This is a genomic window from Telmatospirillum sp. J64-1 (assembly GCF_006980715.1).
In the GTDB taxonomy this organism is placed as follows: domain Bacteria; phylum Pseudomonadota; class Alphaproteobacteria; order Rhodospirillales; family Magnetospirillaceae; genus Oleiliquidispirillum; species Oleiliquidispirillum nitrogeniifigens.
In genome coordinates, this window is sequence record NZ_SBHN01000005.1 from 213,078 (window position 1) to 234,833 (window position 21,756).

Annotated in this window: 20 protein-coding genes; 12 read left to right on the forward strand and 8 right to left on the reverse strand. The window is 66.0% G+C overall.

What is annotated here, in order from left to right; all coding sequences use genetic code 11:
• Positions 1 to 52 precede the first annotated feature (52 nt).
• Genes fdhF through EPD66_RS06985 form a run of 3 tightly spaced genes read right to left on the reverse strand, consistent with a single transcriptional unit; the run spans position 53 to position 6,011 of the window.
• On the reverse strand, positions 53 to 2,800 hold the full coding sequence (fdhF, locus tag EPD66_RS06975) for a formate dehydrogenase subunit alpha (RefSeq protein ID WP_221930900.1): 2,748 nt from the start codon (positions 2,798 to 2,800) through the stop codon (positions 53 to 55).
• Entirely contained in the window at positions 2,797 to 4,485 is a 1,689-nt protein-coding gene (locus EPD66_RS06980) for an NADH-ubiquinone oxidoreductase-F iron-sulfur binding region domain-containing protein (protein WP_255448392.1), read from the reverse strand. Before EPD66_RS06980 ends, fdhF begins: the two co-directional genes overlap by 4 nt.
• Positions 4,482 to 6,011, reverse strand: a complete 1,530-nt coding sequence (locus tag EPD66_RS06985; RefSeq protein WP_142847758.1) for a CYTH and CHAD domain-containing protein — start codon at positions 6,009 to 6,011, stop codon at positions 4,482 to 4,484. Before EPD66_RS06985 ends, EPD66_RS06980 begins: the two co-directional genes overlap by 4 nt.
• 147 nt (positions 6,012 to 6,158) lie before the next feature.
• Here EPD66_RS06985 and EPD66_RS06990 point away from each other — a divergent pair, with 147 nt between their 5' ends.
• Positions 6,159 to 6,347 carry a hypothetical protein gene (locus EPD66_RS06990; protein WP_142847759.1) on the forward strand — a complete coding sequence of 63 codons (189 nt, stop codon included), beginning with the start codon at positions 6,159 to 6,161 and terminating at the stop codon, positions 6,345 to 6,347.
• Positions 6,348 to 6,584: 237 nt separating this feature from the next.
• On the opposite strand, the gene EPD66_RS06995 is transcribed toward EPD66_RS06990, so the two are convergent.
• From EPD66_RS06995 to EPD66_RS07010, 4 genes are all read right to left on the reverse strand, one after another.
• Positions 6,585 to 7,769, reverse strand: a complete 1,185-nt coding sequence (locus tag EPD66_RS06995) for an acyl-CoA dehydrogenase (RefSeq protein WP_142847760.1) — start codon at positions 7,767 to 7,769, stop codon at positions 6,585 to 6,587.
• 53 nt (positions 7,770 to 7,822) lie between these two features.
• Positions 7,823 to 8,185 (reverse strand): DUF1850 domain-containing protein, encoded by a 363-nt coding sequence (locus EPD66_RS07000; protein WP_255448393.1) that lies wholly within the window; start codon positions 8,183 to 8,185, stop codon positions 7,823 to 7,825.
• Positions 8,182 to 10,197: a TRAP transporter permease gene (locus EPD66_RS07005; RefSeq protein ID WP_142847762.1), complete on the reverse strand. Its 2,016-nt coding sequence runs from the start codon at positions 10,195 to 10,197 to the stop codon at positions 8,182 to 8,184. The genes EPD66_RS07000 and EPD66_RS07005 overlap by 4 nt, the downstream gene beginning before the upstream one ends.
• An 86-nt stretch (positions 10,198 to 10,283) precedes the next feature.
• Positions 10,284 to 11,234 carry a TAXI family TRAP transporter solute-binding subunit gene (locus EPD66_RS07010; RefSeq protein ID WP_142847763.1) on the reverse strand — a complete coding sequence of 317 codons (951 nt, stop codon included), beginning with the start codon at positions 11,232 to 11,234 and terminating at the stop codon, positions 10,284 to 10,286.
• A gap of 287 nt (positions 11,235 to 11,521) precedes the next feature.
• Here EPD66_RS07010 and EPD66_RS07015 point away from each other — a divergent pair, with 287 nt between their 5' ends.
• From EPD66_RS07015 to EPD66_RS07065, 11 genes are all read left to right on the forward strand, one after another.
• On the forward strand, positions 11,522 to 11,905 hold the full coding sequence (locus tag EPD66_RS07015; RefSeq protein WP_221930901.1) for a hypothetical protein: 384 nt from the start codon (positions 11,522 to 11,524) through the stop codon (positions 11,903 to 11,905).
• A gap of 11 nt (positions 11,906 to 11,916) precedes the next feature.
• Positions 11,917 to 12,441: a DUF6162 family protein gene (locus tag EPD66_RS07020; protein WP_142847764.1), complete on the forward strand. Its 525-nt coding sequence runs from the start codon at positions 11,917 to 11,919 to the stop codon at positions 12,439 to 12,441.
• The gene (locus tag EPD66_RS07025; protein WP_142847765.1) at positions 12,438 to 13,361 is read left to right on the forward strand and encodes a metal ABC transporter substrate-binding protein; all 924 of its coding nucleotides are present in this window, start codon (positions 12,438 to 12,440) and stop codon (positions 13,359 to 13,361) included. The genes EPD66_RS07020 and EPD66_RS07025 overlap by 4 nt, the downstream gene beginning before the upstream one ends.
• Positions 13,358 to 14,089: a metal ABC transporter ATP-binding protein gene (locus EPD66_RS07030; RefSeq protein ID WP_142847766.1), complete on the forward strand. Its 732-nt coding sequence runs from the start codon at positions 13,358 to 13,360 to the stop codon at positions 14,087 to 14,089. Before EPD66_RS07025 ends, EPD66_RS07030 begins: the two co-directional genes overlap by 4 nt.
• The gene (locus EPD66_RS07035; RefSeq protein WP_142847767.1) at positions 14,086 to 14,976 is read left to right on the forward strand and encodes a metal ABC transporter permease; all 891 of its coding nucleotides are present in this window, start codon (positions 14,086 to 14,088) and stop codon (positions 14,974 to 14,976) included. The genes EPD66_RS07030 and EPD66_RS07035 overlap by 4 nt, the downstream gene beginning before the upstream one ends.
• Entirely contained in the window at positions 14,973 to 15,914 is a 942-nt protein-coding gene (locus EPD66_RS07040) for a metal ABC transporter solute-binding protein, Zn/Mn family (RefSeq protein ID WP_142847768.1), read from the forward strand. Before EPD66_RS07035 ends, EPD66_RS07040 begins: the two co-directional genes overlap by 4 nt.
• Positions 15,915 to 16,048: 134 nt before the next feature.
• Positions 16,049 to 16,687, forward strand: a complete 639-nt coding sequence (locus EPD66_RS07045) for a PepSY-associated TM helix domain-containing protein (RefSeq protein ID WP_221930902.1) — start codon at positions 16,049 to 16,051, stop codon at positions 16,685 to 16,687.
• A gap of 11 nt (positions 16,688 to 16,698) precedes the next feature.
• Entirely contained in the window at positions 16,699 to 17,211 is a 513-nt protein-coding gene (locus EPD66_RS07050; RefSeq protein WP_142847769.1) for a DUF2271 domain-containing protein, read from the forward strand.
• A gap of 25 nt (positions 17,212 to 17,236) precedes the next feature.
• Positions 17,237 to 18,046, forward strand: coding sequence for a DUF4198 domain-containing protein (locus EPD66_RS07055; protein WP_142847770.1), 810 nt, complete (start codon positions 17,237 to 17,239; stop codon positions 18,044 to 18,046).
• A gap of 34 nt (positions 18,047 to 18,080) precedes the next feature.
• Positions 18,081 to 19,079 (forward strand): FAD:protein FMN transferase, encoded by a 999-nt coding sequence (locus EPD66_RS07060; protein ID WP_142847771.1) that lies wholly within the window; start codon positions 18,081 to 18,083, stop codon positions 19,077 to 19,079.
• On the forward strand, positions 19,079 to 20,701 hold the full coding sequence (locus EPD66_RS07065) for a sulfite reductase flavoprotein subunit alpha (RefSeq protein WP_142847772.1): 1,623 nt from the start codon (positions 19,079 to 19,081) through the stop codon (positions 20,699 to 20,701). Before EPD66_RS07060 ends, EPD66_RS07065 begins: the two co-directional genes overlap by 1 nt.
• 44 nt (positions 20,702 to 20,745) lie before the next feature.
• Here the strand turns inward: EPD66_RS07065 and EPD66_RS07070 are convergent, their stop codons facing one another.
• Positions 20,746 to 21,576, reverse strand: coding sequence for an FAD-binding oxidoreductase (locus EPD66_RS07070; protein ID WP_142847773.1), 831 nt, complete (start codon positions 21,574 to 21,576; stop codon positions 20,746 to 20,748).
• Between the last annotated feature and the right edge of the window lie 180 nt (positions 21,577 to 21,756).

Below are 21,756 nucleotides of genomic sequence, written 5' to 3' on the forward strand. Positions count from 1 at the left end.
CGGCTGCCGCCCCTTTACCGGGCGGCAGCCGCTGGACGAGGCTATGTCCGCCTCAGGTGGCCTGGGCCTCGCTTCGGGAAGAACGGAAAGCCCCTCTCGACGGACGGGTCTCGCCGGGAAGGCTCACCCGCGCCGCCGCGTATTTGAATTCCGGGATCTTCCCGAAGGGATCGAGCGCCGGATTGGTCAGACGGTTGGCCGGGGCTTCGGCGAAGCAGAAGGGCAGGAATAGCGTCCCTTCGGCGATGTTGCGGTCGATGCGGGCGGCACAGGTGATACTGCCGCGCCGCGTCGCCACGGTGACGGAATCGCCCGGCCCGACCCCCAGCCGCCTGGCATCATCGGGAGAAAGCTGGACGGTGGCTTCCGGCTCCAGCGCATCCAGGACGCTGCTGCGCCGGGTCATGCTGCCGGTATGCCAATGCTCCAGCACGCGGCCGGTGATCAGCACCATGGGGAAGTCGCCATCCGGGGCCTCGTCCGGCGGCAGCAGGCTGGCCGGAACCAGCTTGCCGCGCTTGCTGGCAGTCGGGAAGCCGTCGCCGAACAGGACCTCCTCGCCCGGCCGGTCCTCGGCGGCGCAGGGATAGGTCACCGCGCCCTCCCGTTCCAGGCGCTGCCAGGAAATCCCCTCGAAGCCGGGCATCGCCCAACGCATCTCCTCGAAGACCTCGTGCGGTCCGGCGTAATGCCAGTTCAGCCCCAGGCGGCAGGCGATGTCCTGGATGATCGCCCAATCGTCCCGCGCCTCGCCCGGCGGAGCCAGCACCCGGCGGGCCATCTGCACCCGGCGGTCTGTATTGGTGAAGCTGCCGGTCTTCTCGAAGAAGGCACCGGCAGGCAGGACCACATCGGCGAAGGCCGCCGTCTCGGTCAGGAAGATATCCTGCACCACCAGATGGTCCAAGGCGGCCAGGGCGGCACGCACATGGTCGAGATCCGGGTCCGACATGGCCGGATTCTCGCCCATGACATAGAGCCCCTTGATATCGCCCTTCAGCGCGGCGTCGCAGATTTCCACCACCGTCAGGCCCGGCTTGGGATCCAGCGACTGGCCCCACAGGCTTTCGAAACGCGCCCGGACATCCGGGTTGTCCACCCGCTGATAGCCCGGATAGACCATCGGGATCAGCCCGGCATCCGACGCGCCCTGCACGTTGTTCTGGCCGCGCAGGGGATGCAGCCCCGCCCCCTTCTTGCCGACATGGCCGCAAAGCAGCGCCAGGGAAATCAGGCAGCGGGCATTGTCGGTGCCGTGGACATGCTGGGACACGCCCATGCCCCAGAAGATCATCGCGCCCTTGGCCGTGGCGATGGCGCGGGCCACCTCGCGCAGGGTCTCGGCGTCGATGCCGCAGATCGGCGCCATGCGTTCCGGGGTGAATTGGGCGATATGGGCGGCGAAGACATCGAAGCCTTCGGTGAAAGCCGAGACATAGGCCGGATCATGCAGGCCTTCCTCGACGATCACGTTCATCAGGGCGTTGAGCAGCGATACGTCGCTGCCGGGGCGGAAGCGCAGCATATGGCTGGCATAACGCGACAAGGCCTGCCCGCGCGGATCGGCGACGATCAACTTGGCCCCGGCGCGGGCGGCATTCTTCATGAAGCTGGCCGCGACCGGATGGTTGACGCTGGGATTGGCGCCGATGACGAAGATCACGTCCGAATTCAAGCACTCGCTGACCGGCGCAGTGACGGCGCCCGAACCGATGGTTTCCATCAGCGCCGCCACCGACGAGGCATGACAGAGCCGCGTGCAGTGATCGACATTGTTGGTGCCGAAGCCGGTGCGGACCAGCTTCTGGAACAGATAGGCTTCCTCGTTCGATCCCTTGGCCGAACCGAAACCGGCCAGGGCCTGGCCGCCGAAGCGGTCGCGGATCGCCTTCAGGCCGCCCGCCGCGGCTTCGAGGGCCTCTTCCCAGCTGGCCTCGCGGAACTGGTCGCGCGGATTGCCGTCCAGGCTCTTGGCAACGCCCGGCTTGCGGATCAGCGGCTTGGTCAGGCGCTGGGGATTATGGACATAGCCGTAGCCGAAGCGGCCCTTGACGCAGAGGCGGTTCTGGTTGGCCTGGCCGTTGCGGCCTTCCACCGCGACGATCTCGTTCCCCGCCACCTTGGCGGTGACCTGGCAGCCGACGCCGCAATAGGGGCAAAGGGTCTCGACCTCCCGTTCCACCGCCAGGGGCTTGGCGGGCAGCAGGGCACCGGTCGGGCAGGCCTGGACGCATTCGCCGCAGCCGACGCAGGAGCTATGGCCCATGGCATCGTCCAGGTCGAACACCACTTTGGTACCGAAGCCGCGCCCGGCAAGGCCGATCACGTCATTGACCTGGACGTCACGGCAGGCCCGCATGCACAGGCCGCAGGTGATGCAGGCATCCAGGCGCACGGCCATGGCGGGATGGCTGAGATCAGGCGCCGGCGCCTCGTCGCGGGAATAGCGGCTGGTCGTCACCCCCAGCTTGTCCGCCCAATGCTTGAAGCGGCTGTCGGGCAATTCCTCCGGCTGGTCGGCCAGCAGCAATTCGAAGACCGCCTTGCGCGCCTTCTCGACCCGCGGGGAATCGGTATGGACCACCATGCCGGGGCGCGGCTGGCGGATGCAGGACGCCGCCAGGGTCCGCTCGCCCGCCACCTCGACCAGACAGGCGCGGCAATTACCGTCGGCCTCGTAGCCCGGCTCCGGGCGATGGCAGAGATGGGGCAGAGTCTTGCCCAGGCGCCGGGCCACCTGCCAGATGCTTTCCCCGGGCTGCGCCTCGACTTCGGTTCCGTCCAGATTGAAGCGAATCACAGGGCCATCTCCTTGCGCTCGAACTCCTGGGGAAAGTGGCGCATCAGGGTCCGCCAGACATTGGGGGCGGCCTGTCCCAGGCCGCAGATGGAACCGTCGGCCATCACCTGGCCCAGTTCCTCGAGCAAATCCGCATCCCAATCGGGCCGGGACAGCAAGTCCACCGCCTTATGGGTGCCGATGCGGCAAGGCGTGCACTGGCCGCAGGATTCCTCGGCGAAGAAGCGGGTCAGTTCGACCGCCAGGGCCTTCAGGTCATCCTGCTGCGACAGCACCATGACGCCTGCCGAGCCGATGAAGCCGCCATGGGGCTGAAAGCTGCCGAAATCCATCGGCAGGTCACCCAGCGAGGCCGGAAAGATGCCGCCCGAGGCGCCGCCCGGCAGATAAGCCCGGAATTCATGGCCCGGCGCCATGCCGCCGCAATGTTCCTCGATCAGCTCGCGCATGGTGACACCGGCCGGGGCCAGCTTCACCCCCGGTTCGGCCACACGGCCCGAGACGGAATAGAAGCGCAGCGGAACCTTGCCATAGCGTTCCGGCGTCTCGATGGCGGCGCGCACCCACCACAGAGTCTCGACATTGTTGACCAGGGTGGGATGGCCGAACAGCCCCTTCTCGGCCACCAGCGGCGGACGATGGCGCGGCAGGCCGCGCTTGCCCTCCAGGCTTTCGATCATCGAGGATTCTTCACCGCAGACATAGGCCCCGGCGCCACGCCGCAGGTGAATCCGCACATCCGGGGCCAGCCCGGCTTCCGTTACCGCCGCGATCTCGGCACGCAGGTTGCGATGCAGGTCGGGATATTCGTCGCGCAGATAGATGTAGACGTCCTTGGCCTCGACCATCCAGGCGCCGATCAGCATGCCTTCCAGCACGCGATGGGGATCGGTCGACAGCAGATGACGGTCCTTGAAGGTGCCGGGTTCTCCCTCGTCGGCATTGACGGCCATCAGGCGGGGGCCGGGCTGGCCCAGCACGGCCCGCCATTTGCGCCCGGTGGGAAAGCCCGCCCCGCCCAGGCCGCGCAATCCGCCCGCATCCAGTGCGTCCAGCACGGAGTCGCGGCTGCGCCGCCCGGTCAGACAGTCATGGAGAAGAAGATAGCCGCCCTTGGCGCGATAGGCGTCCAAGGTCGCGGGCGGCAGGGTTTCGGGAAGCGGCTGGAGGCTGCGGAGGGTCTGGACGATGCCTTCCGCATCCTGGCCGTCCACCAGGGCGAAGGCACCGCCGGGCTTGGTCACCGTCGCCGCCGGGGCGCGGTCGCAGCGGCCGATGCAGGGCGCCACCTCGACCTGCCCGTCCGCGCCCAGGCGCTCCGCCGTCCGGGCGGCAAGCTCAGCGGAACCGGCCATGCGGCAGCACGGACCGCCGCAGATGCGGACCAGGGCCGGCGGCGCGGGCTGGTCATCCTCGGCCACATGGAAATGGGCGTAGAAGGTGGCGACCTCGTACACCTCCGCCATCGGCAGGCGCATGATCTCGGCCAGGGCGGCGAGATGACGCTTGGCGAGGTGGCCGTATCGATCCTGCACCAGATGCAGATGCTCGATCAGCAAGTCCCGGCGCAGATCCCTGTCCTGCAGAAGGGTCCTGATCTCCGCCAAAGACGTCTCGTCAACCTGCCTGCCTTTCGGCAGGCCCCGCGCCCGTCCCTTTTCCTGCACCATGCGTCCGCTGCTCACCAGAATGGTTTGATCTCAACGAAATCATCCCACAAATCTTCCAGTTCGTCTCGTTCTATGGCGGCTCGCCCGGCGGACCATCCGAGAATAAGCCCCTCCGCGCGCTCCGATCCCGCCTTGTGCAAACGGTCGAGCAACTGGCGGTGGGCGACAGAATCGTTGATGTCGCCCAGGACGTTCTGCAAGTCCTTCAGACGGCGCAGGAGGCGCTTGCTCTTGCTGGCGGGATAGAGGGACGCGAAGAACTCCACCCCGTAGCGCAGCTTCTTCAATTCGATGCGCAGCGCGTGCAGTTCGGGCATGGGCAGGTCCTTGATATGCCGCCCCAGCTTGCCGACCTTGCGATAGCGCTTGTTCAAGGCCTTGGCCGCGAAATCCTTGACCGGCCGGTCGAGCCAGTCATTGACGTCCGAAGGCGGTGCCGAACCGGCGCCTTCATCGTCATGGCGCCAACCGTGGATCCAGATTTCCAGGTCCAGCAGAAGATCGGTGAAGGACGGCTGGTCCATGGCCGCGCGCAGGGCGTCATAGGCCTTCCCCCGCTCGGCCTGCGCCGCCTCGATCAGCAGGGCCAGCCCCGCCTCGTCGGGGAAATGCTCCGACAGCGGCCTCAGCGTCTCTTCCAGGAAGACATCCAGGTCGCGTGCCTCGCCCAGGCAGCGCTGGAAATCCTTCAGCGCCACCGCCATGCCTTCCCGCTCGAGGGCCGGCAGCACGTCCTTGAACAGAGTCAGCGCCGCACGCATCTGGCGCAGGCCGACGCGCATCTTGTGCACGCCTTCGATATCCACGCCCAGCCGCGCGACCTTCTCGTTGGCGAGAATCTGCAACAGGCAGGAGCGCAGGATTTCTGCAAAGGCGATACGGGTGGTGTATTTGGCCTTCAAGGCCGGAGCATCGCTGGCCGTGGCCTCCGGCTCGATCTCGGTGCCCAGGATATAGCCGCGTTTGGCCTTGGTGGTCAGGTCGATGCGCAGGGGGGTATGCGCGTTCAGCGCCTTGGCCACCTCGAACAGCCGCACCGGCGGGCCTGAGATCAATTCCAGTTCCACCTCACAGACCGGCTCGGTCAAATCGCCCGCGCCGGGAACGCTGATGCGCCCCTGGTCCAGGGCGCATTCCATCCGCGCGCCCTCCATCTCCAACTGCCAGATGGTGCGCTCGATCTCGGTGACGAAGACCGGCTTCAGTTCCGCCCCCCCCAAGGCTTGGTGCACCGCCTCGACCTGCACCACCGTCAGGTCAGGCATGTCGCCGGCAATCTCGGTCTCGGCCTCAAAGCGGTCATAGGGGTTGTTCTTGGCGGCCTCGCCCTTGACCGTCTGCAGGCGGCGGTCGCCGATCTGGCGAACCCGCAGGGTCAGCCCCGCCCGCCGCAGCCGTGCATCCTCGGTATCGTAATACGTGCTGACCAGCTTGCTGGTTGCCGCCTTGCCCTGCGCCATCTGCTTCAAGGACGGGTTGCGGCGGAATTTCGTCACCATCGCCGGGTCCAGAGCCAGCTTGACCTCCACCTCGCGCGCCATGAACAGCCTCTCTTTTCATGAAACTATCAAAAGATAGGCACACTCCCACGGATAGTCATGTCGCACTTTATGACATTTTTCCGGGAGCTTGCGGAGGCACATCGTTCGTGTTATGTTCCTAATCAGATGAGAACAAAGGAGGATCAAATGCTCTTCCCGCATGCCCGCGGCCTGACGGCCAAGACTGCCAATGCCATTGCCGCCATGGGATTGGGTGTGTTCATCGCCTTTGTTGGATTGAATGTCGCGGCAGGATGTGGCCAAGGCGGGGAATGCCTGACCCCGGCCCATTTCGACCTTTCTTCGGCCCATGGGATGCTGGCCCAGGCCGACTGAGCCGCTTCGAGTTCACGGCCCACTCACCCTTCGAGACGGCCCTGCGGGTCTCCTCAGGGTGAAACTACTTGATTGATTTATTTACATAAAGGAGACCTCATGCCGAGGAGCCGCTTCAGCGGCGTCTCGAAGCATGATGCAGCGCTCAGCCCTATCCGTGTTCATCCTGCTCTGATCCGTTAACACGAGGGCCAGGAGCCCGAGGCTCCTGGCGGGTCCGGGCGGAGCCCAGCATCTCTATGCGGAAAACGCCTGGATGCCGGTCTGGGCACGGCCCAGGATCAAGGCATGAACATCGTGGGTGCCTTCATAGGTGTTGACGGCTTCCAGGTTCATGACGTGACGGATGACGTGGAATTCGTCGGCCACGCCGTTGCCGCCATGCATGTCGCGGGCGATGCGGGCGATATCCAGCGCCTTGCCGCAATTGTTGCGCTTCATCATCGAGATGGCCTCCGGGGCGCATTTGCCCTCGTCCATCAGTCTGCCCAAGCGCAGCACCGCGTTCAGGCCCAGCGCGATCTCGGTCTGCATGTTGGCCAGCTTCACCTGGATCAACTGATTGGCGGCCAGCGGGCGGCCGAATTGCTGACGGTCGAGGGTATATTGCCGGGCGGCATGCCAGCAGAATTCGGCGGCCCCCAGCGCCCCCCAGGCGATGCCGAAACGGGCCTTGTTGAGACAGCCGAAGGGACCCTTCAGCCCCTGGACATTGGGTAGCAGGTTCTCTTCCGGGACGAAGACCTGATCCATGACGATCTCGCCGGTGATCGAGGCACGCAGGCTGAACTTGCCTTCGATCTTGGGCGTGCTGAACCCGTCCATGCCGCGTTCCAGGATGAAGCCGCGGATCACGCCGTCCTCGGTCTTGGCCCAGACCACGGCGATGTCGGCGATCGGGCTGTTGGTGATCCACATCTTGTTGCCGGTCAGGATGTAACCGCCGTCCACCTTCCTGGCGCGGCTCTTCATGCCGCCGGGATCGGAACCGTGATCGGGCTCGGTCAGGCCGAAGCAGCCGACCCATTCCCCCGTCGCCAGCCGGGGCAGGTATTTGCGGCGCTGTTCCTCGGTGCCATAGGCATGGATGGGATGCATGACCAGCGAGGATTGCACGCTCATGGCCGAGCGATAGCCGCTATCGACCCGTTCCACCTCGCGGGCGATCAGGCCGTAGGACACATGATTGACACCGGAACAGCCATATTCCTCGGGCAGGGTCGCGCCGAGAAGGCCCAACGCGCCCATCTCGGTCATGATCTCGCGGTGGAAGATCTCATGCCGGTTGGCCTCGATCACCCGGCCCATCAGCTTGTCCTGGCAATAGGCGCGGGCGCTGTCGCGGACCATGCGTTCTTCATCCGTCAGCTGTTCCTCGAACAGCAGCGGGTCCTCCCAGGAAAAGCTCGCGCGCTCGGCCATGATCATTCTCCCTCAAATCGTCCCGTTTGGTTTTTGTCGAAAAGATACGGCATTCAGGAATCGCAGGGCCGGATGCGCGTCGGGCCGGGCGGCGCCAGTTCGGCCATCGGACGGCATTCCCCCTGGATACAGATGGTGTAGTCGGGCGTGAACTCCGACCGCGCCAACGACAATTCGGCCAAGGGGGCAAGATCAGGCCGCCAGACCCACCAGCCGCCGCGCCTGACGGCATGATCTGGAGGCTCCATGCCCGCCCCCGATCCCTGGATGCGGGCCTCGACGGCGATCATCCTGCCGCCCTCGGCGCGCCAATCCTCTTCCCAGACCGTTTTCTCGACGGAATGGGTCCAGGAGAGGGAAAATTCCTCTCCCGGCAAGGCGGCGGCAAGGGCGCCTGCGACGATCAGGCAGATCACGCCTTGGCACCCGCCCCGGCGGCGCGGGCCCGCAGCCATTCCCAGACCAGCACGGCCAGGCCCAGGCCGATGCCGATGCTGTCGCTGATCGGCGAGGCGATCACCAGGGACGCCGCCGCCCCGGTCGCCACCGCGCGCGACAGCCAGGACATGGGCTGGAACAGATAGCCGACCGATCCCGCACCCCACAGGCAGACGGCGAACAGCGCCTTGAAGGCCATGTAGCCCATCTCGCCCCAATCATCGCCTTGCAACAGCAAGGCGGGATTGTAGACGGCCATATAGGGCACGACGAAACCGGCGATGGCGATACGCACGCATTGCACGCCGATCTTCAGCGCCGGGGCCTTGGCGATGGCCGAGGCGGCGAAGGCGGCCAGGGCCACCGGCGGGGTAAGGTCCGCCATGATGCCGAAATAGAAGACGAACATATGCGACACGATCAGCGGCACGCCGAGATCGAGCAGCGCCGGTCCCACCAGCGAGGAGGTGATGATGTAGTTGGGGATGGTGGGAATGCCCATGCCCAGGATCAGGCAGGTGATCATGGTCAGCACCAGGCTGAGGAACAGGCTTTGTCCCGCCACCTCGATGATGACGCGGGCGAAAGTGGTCGCAAGGCCGGTCAGGGTCATGGTGCCGATGATGGTGCCGACCAGAACGCAGGCCACCCCGACGCCCAGGGCGTTGCGCGCCCCGGATTCCAGGCCGCGCACGGTGAGGGACAAGGTATCGCGCCCGCCCTTGGCGAAGAAGTTCACCACGACCAGCCCGCCGATCAGCAGGAAGACCGCGCCGATGCCGTATTTGAAGAAGGCCGAGGCGGCCAAGCCCAGCAGCATCCAGAACAGCACACGCCAGCCCACCGGGCCGATCATCTTGCCGGCCGAGACGCCCAGGATCAGCACCACCGTCAGCCCCAGGGCAACGGTTCCGGCAAAGAGCGGCGTATAGCCGGTGAACAGCAGGAAGACGAGAACGACCAGCGGCGCCAGCAGGTAGAAATGCTTCCGCACCGCCATCCAGGGATTGGGGCATTCCTCCTTGGGCAGGCCGTGCAGGTTGCGCTTGCCCGCTTCCAGATGGACCATCCACAGGATGGTGGCGAAATAGAGCAGCGCCGGAACGGTGGCGGCGCGCACCACCTCGACATAGGCCACGCCCAGGGTTTCGGCCATGATGAAGGCCACCGCCCCCATCACGGGGGGCATGATCTGGCCGCCCATGCTGGCCGTCGCCTCGACCGCACCGGCGAATTCCGGGCGATAGCCGAAGCGCTTCATCAGCGGAATGGTGAACTGGCCGGTGGTCACCACATTGGCGACGCCGGAACCGTTGATGGTGCCCATCAGGGCGGAACTGACGGTGGAAACCTTGGCCGGACCCCCGCGCTGGTGGCCCACGGTGCCCATGGCGAAATCGGTGAACAGCTTCACCATGCCCGCCTGTTCGAGGAAACTGCCGAGCAGGATGAACAGGAACAGATAGGTCGCCGAGACATAGGTGGGGATGCCGTAGATGCCTTCGGTCCCCAGGAACATGTGGTCGATGATCTGGTCGAAGCCGTAGGGACGGTGATGCAACGGCGCGGGCAGGTATTCGCCGAACAGCGCATAGGCCAGGAACAGGCCGCAGATGGTCGGCAGGGCCCAGCCCATCAGCCGCCGTCCCGCCTCGAAGACCAGCACGATGACGACGACGCCGACCACCAGATCGGTGGTCGAGGGATCGCCGGCCCGCCAGATGATGTCGGCCTCGAAGACCCAATGATACATGGCGAGGGCGAAGGCCAGCACGCCCAGGCCCCAATCCAGCGGCTTCCACAGGCCGCGCTGCCCCGCCGTCAGCAGGAAGGTCAGCAGCAGCAGGAATCCCACATGGATCGAACGCACCACCAGGCTGGACAGGGGGTGGTAGGCGGCCATCCAGATCTGGAACAGCGAGAAGATGACGGCGACGAGAAAGATGATTCTGGTCGCAAGACGCGATGACGGCTCTTCGTAAGGTTGCATCGGCGGACCTGAAGCGGAAATGGATCAGAAAGCGGACAGGGATGCCTCCCTGTCCGCGGAAGTCACAGCCGGAAAGGCCGCCTGTCCTAGTTCATCGCCCCTTGTTCGCGATAATAGCGTTCGGCGCCGGGATGCAGCGGCAGCGGCATGCCCTCGGTCGCCTTTTTGATGTCGATGCCCGCCGCCGCCGAATGCGCCGCCACCAGTTGGTCGCGGTTCTCGAACATGGCCTTGGTCATGGCATAGACCACGTCGTCGGGCACATCGCTGGTGGTCACCAGGTAATTGATGATCGCCACCGTCTGGCGATCCTCGTTCTGGCCTTCATAGGTGCCGGCGGGGATGGCGCTGGAGATGTAGGTGGGATCGCCGATCTGGGCGACCACGTCGGCCGGAATCTCGACCACGGTGATCGGAACCGAGGACGCCAGGTCGCGGATCGAGGCCACGCCCAGGCCCGCCGATTGCAGGGTGGCGTCGAGCTGGCGGTTCTTGATCAGTTCGACAGATTCGCCGAAGGGCAGATATTCCACCTTGCCCAGGTCGTCATAGGACATGCCGGCGGCCTTGAAGATGGCGCGGGCATTGATTTCCGTTCCGGAACGCGGCGCACCGACCGAGACCCGCTTGCCCTTCAGGTCTTCAAGGGTGGTGATGCCGGAATCGCGGCTGGCGACGATCTGGATGTAGTTGGGATAGATGGCGGCCAAGCCGCGCAGCTTGTCGAGCTTGCGCGTGAAGCCCAGTTCCTCGTCCCCGTTCCAGGCGCCCGACACGGAATCGCCCAGGCTGAAGCCGACTTCGCCCCGGCCCTGCTGCAGCAGGTTCAGGTTCTCGACCGAAGCCTTGGTGGCCTGGACGGCGACCTTGGCGTCGGGCAAGGCCTGGGAATAGAGCTTCGACAGGGCCACGCCCAGCGGATAATAGACGCCGCTGGTGCCTCCGGTCAGGACATTGATGTATTGTTCGGCCTTGGCGGCCGGGGCACCAAAGGTGACGGCAGCGGCAACCGCCACTGCCAGCAAGGACTTCTTCATAAAACGCCTCCCATAGGGGTCCGAGTTTCTCGGTTGAATTTATCCTGTCACTCTAACGTCTGCTGCCGCTGCTGAAAAGCCTGCTCGGGCACTTGGCCTTGCCCCCCTATCTTTTGGCCAGTCCTGGACGGCGCGGAAGCGGTAGCCGGGCCGCCGCCGTCAAACCCATTACGCGAAACTCCTGCGGGAACTCTCACGGAGAGAGTTGCGGGCCACCCTCTTCTTTGCTAATCATTGCTAATAATGATTCTCACTGTCATTCGCGACTTTGTCTTGAGAGACTGCCCATGAACCCGTTTTCTTCCCGCTCAGCCGAGGGCTCCCCTTCCGTTCAGGGCACCGACAAGAACACGACCCGTCCTTTCGTCGCGGGTCTTCTGGCCGCCGCCGCGATTCTCGGCCTTTCCTCCCCCGCCTGGGCCCATAATCCCGTCTGCTATTGCGACGCCGTGGGCGAGACGCAGATCCAGTGCATGGGCGGTTTCTCCGACGGTTCCGACGCCCCCGGCGTCCCTATCGAAGTGATTTCCTATGACGAGCAGGTCCTGATCTCGGGCGTTCTGGATGGCGATTCCACCTTCATCTTCGACCGTCCGGAAGGCGAGTTCTACGTCCTGTTCGATGCCGGCCCCGGTCACACGGTCGAGATCGACTACACCGAAATCCAGTAAGGCCCCCTGCCATGCATCACCAGATCGTCCGTCCCGCAGGGGCCGAGCGGGAGACATCGATGGTGGTCCTTGCCGCCGCCGTGATCCTGGCCGGCGCCGTCGCCTGGATCGGCTTCCATCCCGCCGCCGAGGAAACCGCCGCCCTGGCCGCCCATCAGCTCGACGCCCGCACCGCCCTCACCCCGGCGGAACAGGGCCTGTTCGCCGACCTGCGCATCGTCGCCGAGGAAATCGCCGGGGATGCCGCGCCGCCGTCGCCCGACGCCCTGGCGGAAGAGGGCCTGCCCCCCTTCGTTCCGGATGCCAGTTGGCAGGCGCGCGGCGGCCATGCCTGGGTCCTGCGGGATGGCGCCTATATCGGCATCACCAGCGCGCCCGAGATCGCCGGATCGATGATCCTGCGCATGGATGCCCATGGCACGGAAATCTGGCTGAAGCGTGAGGCCGAAGCCCCGCCCGCCCTCGACGACACCTCTCTCATCGCCAATGGCTGGAAAGAGGCCGTCTCCACCTTCACTGCCGGAGTGACCCGATGAATCGCCGCACCTTCCTTCTGCTCAGTGCGGCCGCCGCCGCCCTGCCGCTGCCGGCCCTGGCCGCGCCTGCCTCGATTGCGGGCCGCCCGCGTATCGGCGTCACCCTGCATCCCTATTATTCCTATGTCAGCAACATCGTCGGCGATCTGGCCGAAGTGGTGCCGGTGATCCCGGCGGGATTCAATCCCCATGCCTACGAACCGCGGCCCGAGGACATCCAGCGCATCGGGTCGCTGGACGTGCTGGTGCTCAACGGCATCGGCCATGACGATTTCGCCGAACGCATGGTCGCCGCCTCCGCCAAGCCGGACCTTCCGGTGATCGAGGCCAATGCGGAAGTCCCCTTGCTGCCCGCCATCGGCACTGCCGCGCGGACGGGCGGATCGGGCAATGTGGTCAATCCCCATACCTTCCTGTCCATCACCGGGGCCACGCAGCAGGTCTATACCATCGCCCGCGAACTGGGCCGCATGTTCCCCGACCATGCCGAAGCCTTCACCGCCAATTCCCGCGCCTATGCCCGCCGCCTGCGCCAGCTGCGCGCCGAGGCCCTGGGCAAGCTGGCCGGAGCGGGCGAGATGCGGCTGCGCGTCGCCACTATCCACGGCGCCTATGACTACCTGCTGCGGGAATTCGGCCTGGAGGTCTCGGCCGTCGTCGAGCCCGCCCACGGCATCGAGCCAAGCCCCGCCCAGCTTGCCGCGACCATCGACGAGCTGCGCAAACTCGATGTCCAGGTGATCTTCTCGGAGGTCAATTATCCCAACGCCTATGTCGACACCATCCGGCGCGAGACGGGCATCCGCCTCTATCCCTTCTCCCACATTTCCTACGGCGCCTATACACCGGACCTGTTCGAGACGGAGATGAAGCGCAATCTCGACACGCTGGTCACCGCCATGCTGGAAGCCGGGTCATGAACGGCCCCGCCATCGCCTTCGAAGGCGTCGGCCTAATCCTGGGCCGCACTACCGTTCTGGAAGACCTCTCCTTGCGGATCGCGGCGGGCAGCATCCATGCGGTGGTCGGGCCCAATGGCGGCGGCAAGTCGTCGCTGGTCAAGTCGCTGCTGGGCCAGATGCCCCATCGCGGCACCATCCGCCTGGACTGGCGGAGCGACAAGCCGGGCGTGGTCGCCTATGTGCCGCAATCGCTGGACTTCGATTCGGGGCTGCCGATGACGGTGGAAGACGTTCTGGCCATCCTGTGCCAGCAGCGTCCGGCCTTCCTCGGCCCCAGCCGCGCTTTGGTCAAGCAATTCGACGCGGCGCTCGACCGGGTGGGCATGGCCGACAAGCGGAAACGCCGCTTCGGCGCCCTGTCCGGCGGCGAGCGCCAGCGCGTCCTGCTGGCCCAGGCCCTGATCCCGGCCCCCGACCTGCTCATCCTCGACGAGCCGATGACCGCGCTGGACGAAGCCGGGGCGCAGATCTTCGAGGAACTGCTGCTGGACCTGAAGGACCGGGGCGTCACCGTCCTATGGGTGGAACACGATCTGGCCCAGGTCCGCCGTCTTGCCGACCGTGCCTGCGGCCTGAACCGCCATCTGCTGTTCGACGGGCCACCGGCCGAGGTGCTGGCGCCGGAGCGCCTGCTCGACCTGTTCGCCACCGCGCCCCGCCGTTCCCTGCTGAAAGCCGCATCATGAGCTTCGAGACTTTGCGCGCCCTCCTCCAGGGCTGGGCGGGGGCGGGCTACCTGCCGGGCAGCCTGACCTACGGCTTCCTGGTCAATGCCCTGCTGGCCGGATTGGTGATCGGGCCGGTCCTCGGCGGGCTGGGCACCCTGGTGGTGACCAAGCGCCTGGCCTTCTTCTCCGAGGCCGTGGGCCATGCGGCCCTGACCGGCGTCGCCATCGGCATCCTGGTCGGCGAACCCTATACCGGCCCCTATGGCAGCCTGTTCGCCTATTGCCTGCTCTTCGCCCTGCTGGTCAATTTCATGCGCAACCGCACCGGCCTGACCTCGGACACGCTGATCGGCGTCTTCCTGTCCGTGTCCCTGGCCCTGGGGGCGAGCCTGCTGCTGATCCTGGCGACCCGGGTCAACATCCACATCCTGGAAAACGTGCTGTTCGGCTCGGTGCTGACGGTGGACGACCGCGACCTGACCATCCTGCTGGTGGTCGCCCTGGGCGTCACCGCCCTGACCCTGCCGCTGTTCAACCGCCTACTGCTGGCCAGCTTCAACCCGGCCCTGGCGACGGTGCGCGGCGTTCCGGTGAAAGCCATGGACTATCTGTTCATCCTGCTCGTGGCGGTGGTGACGGTGGCGTCGGTCAAGATCATCGGCGCCATCCTGGTCGGCGCCCTGCTGGTCATTCCGGCCGCCGCCGCCCGCGTGGTCTCGACCAGCCTGCGCGGCTTCTTCTTCCTGAGCATCGCCTTCGCCACCCTGTCCGCCATCGCCGGCATCCTGCTGCCGGTGGAACTGACCCTGCCGGTTCCGTCGGGCGGCGCCATCATCCTGGCTTCCGGCCTGCTGTTCCTGGGGGCGACCCTGTCCCGACTGGCCCTGCGGAGGACCAACGCATGAATTTCAGAACCGCCGTCCTGGCGCTCTCCCTTTTCTCACTGCCCGCCGCCGCAGGCGCCGAAACCGTCGTGCTGACCGGCCATCCGGTGACGGCGGGCATCGCCACCTCCCTGACCCTGGGAACGGAGCTGAAGGTCGAAACGGTGGTGCCGCCGACCATTCCCATGGGACGGCAGCTCTCCTATCTCACCGGCCGGGGACAGAAAGCCCTCAACGAGGCGGCGGCAAAGGCCGATTCCGTCCTGACCCTGCGCGCCACCTGGGAGGATGATCCGCTCTATGCCCTGGCGCGGCGGGTCAATGTCCGGGTGATCGAGGTCGATGCCAGCCGCCCTGTCGATGGCGCCCTGCCCGGCCTCGCCCGGGTCGCCCTGCCGCAGGGAGGCCCGCTGGCGGCGCGGCTTGGCCTCGAACAGGAAGTAGGCTCCGCCCCCTTCCCCTGGCTCGCCCCCACGGCCCTGGGACGCATGGCCGACATCGTCGCCGCCGATCTGCGCCGTCTCTATCCCGATTCGGCCGCCCGTCTCGACGACAACCTCGACAAGCTGAAGCACGACCTGCTGGCCCTGTCGGCCAAGGCCGCCATGACCTTCGCCGCCCTGCCCGATCCCAGCGTGGTGTCCTTGAGCAACCGTTTCGCCGCCCTGACGCCGGAACTGGGCCTGGACGTGCGCAGCACCGTGGCCCTCGACGACCGCGACTGGACGCCCGAACGCCTGGACATCCTGACCGCCTTCCTGAAGGAGGAAGCCATCCCCGTCGTCCTGCATCACCGCGAGCCCGCCGAGGCGATTGCTGCGGCCGTTGCCGCAGGCGGCGCCAAGCTGGTGGTGCTCGACAGCCTGGAAACAGGGGAACCGGCCCAGTTCGCCAGTGCCCTGGGCATGATGGTCGAGCGCTTGGCCGAAGGTTTCGAAACCGCCGAAAACGCGCAGTAGATCTTTTGCATAAGAAATTCGCTCCGATAACCACCTCATCTGTGCGGGCTCTAATTGAAAATGACTCTCATTATTGTTAGCATCTCGCCGGTCGCCCCAAGGGCTTCCGTCGCCAAGGATGTGGCAGAGTGCGAATGAACAAGATCATGCCCTCCCAGAAGCGGCGGGCCTTCTGGCTGAAACACCTGCATCAATGGCATTGGATCAGTTCCGCCCTTTGCCTGATCGGCATGCTGCTGTTTTCCGCCACCGGCATCACCCTCAATCACGCTTCGGACATCGAGGCGCGGCCGCAGGTCACCACGCTCACCAGGGAACTGCCTGCCGATCTGCTGGAAATCCTGGCCGAAGCCGCCGATGAAACCGGCGAAGCCGAGGCCCCGCTGCCGCCCGTCCTGCGCGATTGGCTCCGCCAGGAAATGGATCTGCGGGTGGGATCGCGCCCGGGCGAATGGTCCGAGGGCGAGATCTATGTCTCGCTGCCGCGTCCCGGCGGCGATGCTTGGCTGAGCCTCGACCTGGAAAGCGGCGAAGTCTTCTACGAACGCACCGACCGGGGCTGGATCTCCTATTTCAACGACCTGCACAAGGGCCGCAATACCGGCACCGCCTGGGCATGGTTCATCGACATCTTTGCCGTCGCCTGTCTGGTCTTCTGCCTGACCGGCTTGTTTCTCCTCCAGCTTCACGGGGGCAGCCGCGCCGCCACCTGGCCGACCGTCGGGTTCGGACTGGTCGCGCCGCTCCTCCTCGTGCTGCTTTTCATTCATTGACCGGAGTCTTCATGCGCAAGGGTATTTTCTTCGCCTTGTCAGGCGTCTTCGCCACCCCGGCGATGGCTGCCGACCTGACGGTGACGGTCGAGATTCCGCGTCTCGACGTGGCCGAATATCACCGTCCCTATGTCGCCATCTGGGTGGAGAATCCAGACCAGTCCCTGGCAGCCAATCTGGCCGTCTGGCACGACATCAAGATGCGCAACAACGAAGGCACCAAATGGCTCAAGGACCTGCGGCAATGGTGGCGCCGCTCGGGCCGGGACCTGGAGATGCCCATCGACGGCCTGAGCGGCGCGACCCGCCCGGTCGGCGAGCATGAAATAGGCTTCACCACCGATGCCGCGCCCTTGGACAAGCTGCCCGCCGGCGAATACCGCCTGGTGGTGGAAGCTTCCCGCGAGGTCGGCGGCCGCGAGATGCTGCGCATTCCCTTCCAATGGCCTCCCGCCGCGGCCTCGAGCCAGGAAATACGGGGCGAACATGAATTGGGCCGCGTCAGCCTGACGCTGAAACCCTGACCAGAGAAGAAAGGCGAACAGGATCATGAAGTCTTCCCTGAAATGGGCCGCCCTGGCCCTCGGCATCGTCGCCGCCCTGCCCACCGCCGCCCAGGCCCACCGTGCTTGGCTGCTGCCTTCGGCCACCGTCCTGTCGGGCGAGGATCCGTGGATCACCGTCGACGGCGCCATCTCCAACAATCTGTTCTATTTCGAGCATTTCCCGCTGCAACTGAACGGACTGACGATCATCGCCCCCGACGGCGAGACGGTCGAGGCCGAGAATGCCCATAGCGGCAAGTACCGCAGCACCTTCGACGTCAGGCTGAACAAGCAGGGCACCTACAAGATGGCCGTGACCGGCGAATCGATGATGGGCAGCTACAAGCTCAACGGCGAGACCAAGCGCGTACGCGGCACCGCGGCCGAACCGCCGGTCATCCCCGCCGAGGCGACCGACGTGCAGATCCGCCAGGCCCTGCGCCGCATCGAGACCTTCACCACCGTCGGCAGCCCCAACGAAACCGCGCTGACGACCAGCGGCATTGGGCTGGAGATGGTCCCGCTGACCCATCCCAACGACCTCTTCGCCGGGGAAGAGGCCAAGTTCCGCCTGCTGCTCGACGGTAATCCGGCGGCCAATGTGGATGTGGAAGTGGTTCCCGGCGGCCTGCGCTACCGCTCGCAGTTGGGCGACATGAAGGTCACCACCGATGCCGACGGCGTCTTCAGCGTCACTTGGCCGGAGGCCGGCATGTATTGGCTCCAGGCCATGGTCCGGGACGAGAACGGTTCCATCCCCGGCACCCAGCGCACCAGCACCTATACCGTCACGCTGGAGGCCCTGCCCCAATAACTGCCACGCGCCTGACGAGACCAGCGGGTTGTCCATGAACCGCGTCCTCATCCCTCCCACCCTGTCCGTGCCGCCCCCGCGGCATCCCCCTCATGCACGGCTGGAGAAGCTGGAGGGAAAGACCATGGGCACCAGCTGGTCGGTCAAGCTGGTCCTGCCCCAGGGCCTCGCCCTGCCGGAACTGCGGGCGGGCATCCAAGGGGAACTCGACCGGGTGGTTGCCCAGATGAGCCCTTGGGAGCAGGGCTCCGACCTCTGCCGCTTCAACAAGGCGACAGCGGGTACGTGGCAGACCCTGCCCGAGGAATTCTACACCGTCCTCGATCATGCCCTGGCCCTCGCCCGCGACACGCAGGGTGCCTACGACCCGACCGTCGGGCCGCTGGTGGACCTGTGGGGCTTCGGCCCCCTGCCCCGCCAGGACGCGCCGCCATCGGCCGAAGCCGTCGCCGAGGCCAGGACGCATTCCGGCTGGCGGCATGTGACGCTCGATCCCGCCACACGCCGGGCCTTCCAGCCTGGCGGCGTACGCCTCGACCTCTGTTCCATCGCCAAGGGCTTCGGCGTGGATCTGGTCGCCGCTTATCTGCGGCGGTCGGAGGTGCGGAACTTCCTGGTGGAAGTGGGCGGCGAGTTGCGCGGCGAAGGAACCAAACCCGATTTCAGTCCCTGGTGGGTCGCGCTGGAACGGCCACCTTCCGCCGATCTGGTCCAGACGGTCCTGGCCCTCTACGGCCTATCGGTGGCGACCTCGGGGGATTACCGGCGCTATTTCGAGCACGGCCAGCGCCGCTATTGCCACACCATCGACCCGCGCACCGGCTTTCCCATTCTCGACCGTCCGGCCTCGGTCAGCGTCCTGCATCCCGAAGCCATGGCCGCCGACGCCCTGGCGACGGCCCTGTCGGTGCTGGGCGTGGGCGAAGGCATGGCATTCGCCCGTGAACGGAATATCGCCGCCCTCTTCCTCAGCCGCTGGGGCGACGGCTTCGCCGAACAGATGACCCCCGCCCTCGCCGAGATGATCGATTGATGGCCGCCTTCCTCCTGCGTCACCGCCTGCCCGCCGCCCTCCTCACACTGGCCGTCCTTTCCCTGGCGGTCCTGGCGGCAGGCGATCTTCAGCCCGCCTTCCCCGCCCATACCCTGGATGAACGCGAGACCGCCGCGATCCTCGTCGTGCTGGCCTATCTCGCCTTCTGCGGGCTGGTCTTCGGCCTTCACCGCCGCAAGCGCCGGAAACCCGCTGCCCTGGCCTTGCCGGACCAATCCCTGCTGGTCGCCTATGCCAGCCAGACCGGCTTCGCCGAGCAATTGGCCGCACAGACGGCGGACTCCCTCCGCGCGGGCGGACAATCGGCCCATCTCGCCTCCCTGGCGGAGCTGGACGGCGCCCTGCTGTCCGGAAGCCGCCGTATTCTCTTCGTCGTCAGCACCACCGGCGAGGGTGACCCGCCCGACAATGCTGCTGCCTTCGTGCGCAAGGTGATGGATGACGGCCTGCGCCTGGACGGCCTGCATTACGGCATCCTGGCCCTGGGCGACCGCTCCTATTCCCGTTTCTGCGCCTTCGGCCATACCCTGGATGCCTGGCTGCACCAGCGCGGCGCGACGCCCCTATTCGACCTGATCGAGGTGGATGACGGCGACGAGGGCGCCTTGCGTCATTGGCAATACCATCTGGGAATCCTCAGCGGCCGCAGCGACCTTCCCGACTGGAGCCCACCGCAATACGACGAGTGGATCCTCCGGGAACGCCGCCTGCTCAATCCCGGCAGCAGCGGCCGCCCCGCCTTCCACCTGTCGCTGCAACCGGCCACCGGCGAAGCCAGCTGGAGCGCGGGCGATATCGCCGAGATCGGTCCGCGCAATGCCCCGCAAGCCGTCGCCGCCTTCCTGCAGGCCCTCGATCTGGACGGAACGGACGACATCACGGCGCCGGGCGGGAAAAGGCAATGTCTGTCCGATTACCTGGCAGAATGCCTTCTTCCCTCGGACATCGCCCCCCTGCGCGGCCTTGATCCCCAAGCCCTGGCCGATCGCCTGGATGCCCTGCCCCACCGGGAATATTCCATCGCCTCGATCCCCGAGGATGGAAAGCTGGACCTGCTGGTGCGGCAGGTGAAACGTCCCGACGGCAGCCTCGGCCTCGGATCGGGATGGCTGACCGCTAGCTTGCCTCTGGGCGGTACCGTCGCCCTGCGCCTGCGCACCAACCGCAGCTTCCATCCCCCCGCCGACGACCGGCCCATGATCCTGATCGGCAACGGCACCGGCCTTGCGGGCTTGCGTGCGCATCTCAAGGCCCGCGCCTTGGCCGGGCGTCCCCGCAACTGGCTGATCTTCGGCGAACGCTCCGCCGCGCATGACTTCTTCCACCGCGAGGAACTCGAAGCCTGGCAGGCCGCAGGCGTGCTGGAACGGATGGACTTGGCCTTCTCCCGCGACCAGGAGAAGCGCCTCTACGTCCAGGACCTGCTGCGCGAGGCCGCATCCGACCTGCGCCGCTGGGTCGAGGACGGCGCAGCCCTCTATGTCTGTGGCAGCCTGGAGGGCATGGCCGCCGGTGTGGCCGAGGTCCTGACCGAGACTTTGGGCGAAGAGAATGTGGAGCGCCTGACCGAGGAAGGCCGTTATTGCCGCGACGTCTATTGAACATCTGGGCTCTGCCCAGGCCCGCGCCCCTTTGAGCCCTTTCGTTACTTGTAGGCCTCCTCATAGAAGCGATAGCCCAGGCCTTCAAACTTCTGCCGTACGCCGTCGATCATGCCGGGATTGCCGCAGGCATAAACAGCCGTATCGGCGGGCGTGAGATCAAAGCGGGTGCGCAAGGCGTCCACCTGCATCTCCACCCGCCCCGTCGCGCCGCGCCACAGCCTGTTACGCTCCTCCTCCGGGCGGCTGACCGTCGGGACATAGAACAGAAGGTCCGGCCGCGTCTCGGCCAGGGCACGCAATTCCGCCCGGTAGCCGAATTCATCGTGATAGCTGGCCCCGTGGATCACCACGCATCCCAGGCCTCGCCGTCCCCGATGCACCGCGTCCCGCAGGATGCTGACGAAGGGATTGATGCCGGTCACCGTCGCCAGCATCAGATGCCGACGCGCCGCCCCGTCCAGACGCAATCCCTTCCTGGCTTCGGCGGCGATGGTCAGCCGCGATCCCTGGCGCAGGGTGCGGAAATGGGCGGACATGCGTCCCCCCGGCACCAGTTCGACGAAGAATTCCAGATGGGGCTCATGCGGCGCGGACAGGATGCTATAGCGCCGCCGCACGCCCTCCACCTCCAGCCGCACGGAATCCCCGGGCAGAAAGGTGAAGCCCGGCGGCTTGGCAAGGACGAAACGCAGGAGATCTCCCGTCAGCCGTTCCAGCTCGATCACCGTTCCCGGCATCCGCGTCTGCGCCGCCGGCACGGCCGCATGATCCAGCAGCAGACGATGCCGCGCCCGCATGCGCCGCGTCTCGGTCCACAGAAGCAAGTCGCGCAGGGAATCGGCGTCCGGTTGATCGCGAGTGCGTCTTTGCATTCTCCCAATCTGCTCCCTCCCGGCCTGCCGCACAATTGTTCAAGCGTGTAGTCCCGGACCCTTGTTTCTTCATGGCGCATGGGGGCCACCAAGACACAAAGACACCAAGACTGTGGAGAAGCCCCTTGTTTTCCTCGTCATTCCCGCGCAAGCGGGAATCCATGCCGCCGCGGATTCCGG

Excerpts from the sequence above, each read along its gene's own strand:
- EPD66_RS06985 (WP_142847758.1), bottom strand. The coding sequence starts at position 6,011 with ATGGCGCGCGAGGTGGAGGTCAAGCTGGCTCTGGACCCGGCGATGGTG.
- EPD66_RS06990 (WP_142847759.1), top strand. The coding sequence starts at position 6,159 with ATGCTCTTCCCGCATGCCCGCGGCCTGACGGCCAAGACTGCCAATGCC.
- EPD66_RS06995 (WP_142847760.1), bottom strand. The coding sequence starts at position 7,769 with ATGGCCGAGCGCGCGAGCTTTTCCTGGGAGGACCCGCTGCTGTTCGAG.
- EPD66_RS07005 (WP_142847762.1), bottom strand. The coding sequence starts at position 10,197 with ATGCAACCTTACGAAGAGCCGTCATCGCGTCTTGCGACCAGAATCATC.
- EPD66_RS07010 (WP_142847763.1), bottom strand. The coding sequence starts at position 11,234 with ATGAAGAAGTCCTTGCTGGCAGTGGCGGTTGCCGCTGCCGTCACCTTT.
- EPD66_RS07015 (WP_221930901.1), top strand. The coding sequence starts at position 11,522 with ATGAACCCGTTTTCTTCCCGCTCAGCCGAGGGCTCCCCTTCCGTTCAG.
- EPD66_RS07020 (WP_142847764.1), top strand. The coding sequence starts at position 11,917 with ATGCATCACCAGATCGTCCGTCCCGCAGGGGCCGAGCGGGAGACATCG.
- EPD66_RS07025 (WP_142847765.1), top strand. The coding sequence starts at position 12,438 with ATGAATCGCCGCACCTTCCTTCTGCTCAGTGCGGCCGCCGCCGCCCTG.
- EPD66_RS07030 (WP_142847766.1), top strand. The coding sequence starts at position 13,358 with ATGAACGGCCCCGCCATCGCCTTCGAAGGCGTCGGCCTAATCCTGGGC.
- EPD66_RS07035 (WP_142847767.1), top strand. The coding sequence starts at position 14,086 with ATGAGCTTCGAGACTTTGCGCGCCCTCCTCCAGGGCTGGGCGGGGGCG.
- EPD66_RS07040 (WP_142847768.1), top strand. The coding sequence starts at position 14,973 with ATGAATTTCAGAACCGCCGTCCTGGCGCTCTCCCTTTTCTCACTGCCC.
- EPD66_RS07045 (WP_221930902.1), top strand. The coding sequence starts at position 16,049 with ATGAACAAGATCATGCCCTCCCAGAAGCGGCGGGCCTTCTGGCTGAAA.
- EPD66_RS07050 (WP_142847769.1), top strand. The coding sequence starts at position 16,699 with ATGCGCAAGGGTATTTTCTTCGCCTTGTCAGGCGTCTTCGCCACCCCG.
- EPD66_RS07055 (WP_142847770.1), top strand. The coding sequence starts at position 17,237 with ATGAAGTCTTCCCTGAAATGGGCCGCCCTGGCCCTCGGCATCGTCGCC.
- EPD66_RS07060 (WP_142847771.1), top strand. The coding sequence starts at position 18,081 with ATGAACCGCGTCCTCATCCCTCCCACCCTGTCCGTGCCGCCCCCGCGG.
- EPD66_RS07065 (WP_142847772.1), top strand. The coding sequence starts at position 19,079 with ATGGCCGCCTTCCTCCTGCGTCACCGCCTGCCCGCCGCCCTCCTCACA.
- EPD66_RS07070 (WP_142847773.1), bottom strand. The coding sequence starts at position 21,576 with ATGCAAAGACGCACTCGCGATCAACCGGACGCCGATTCCCTGCGCGAC.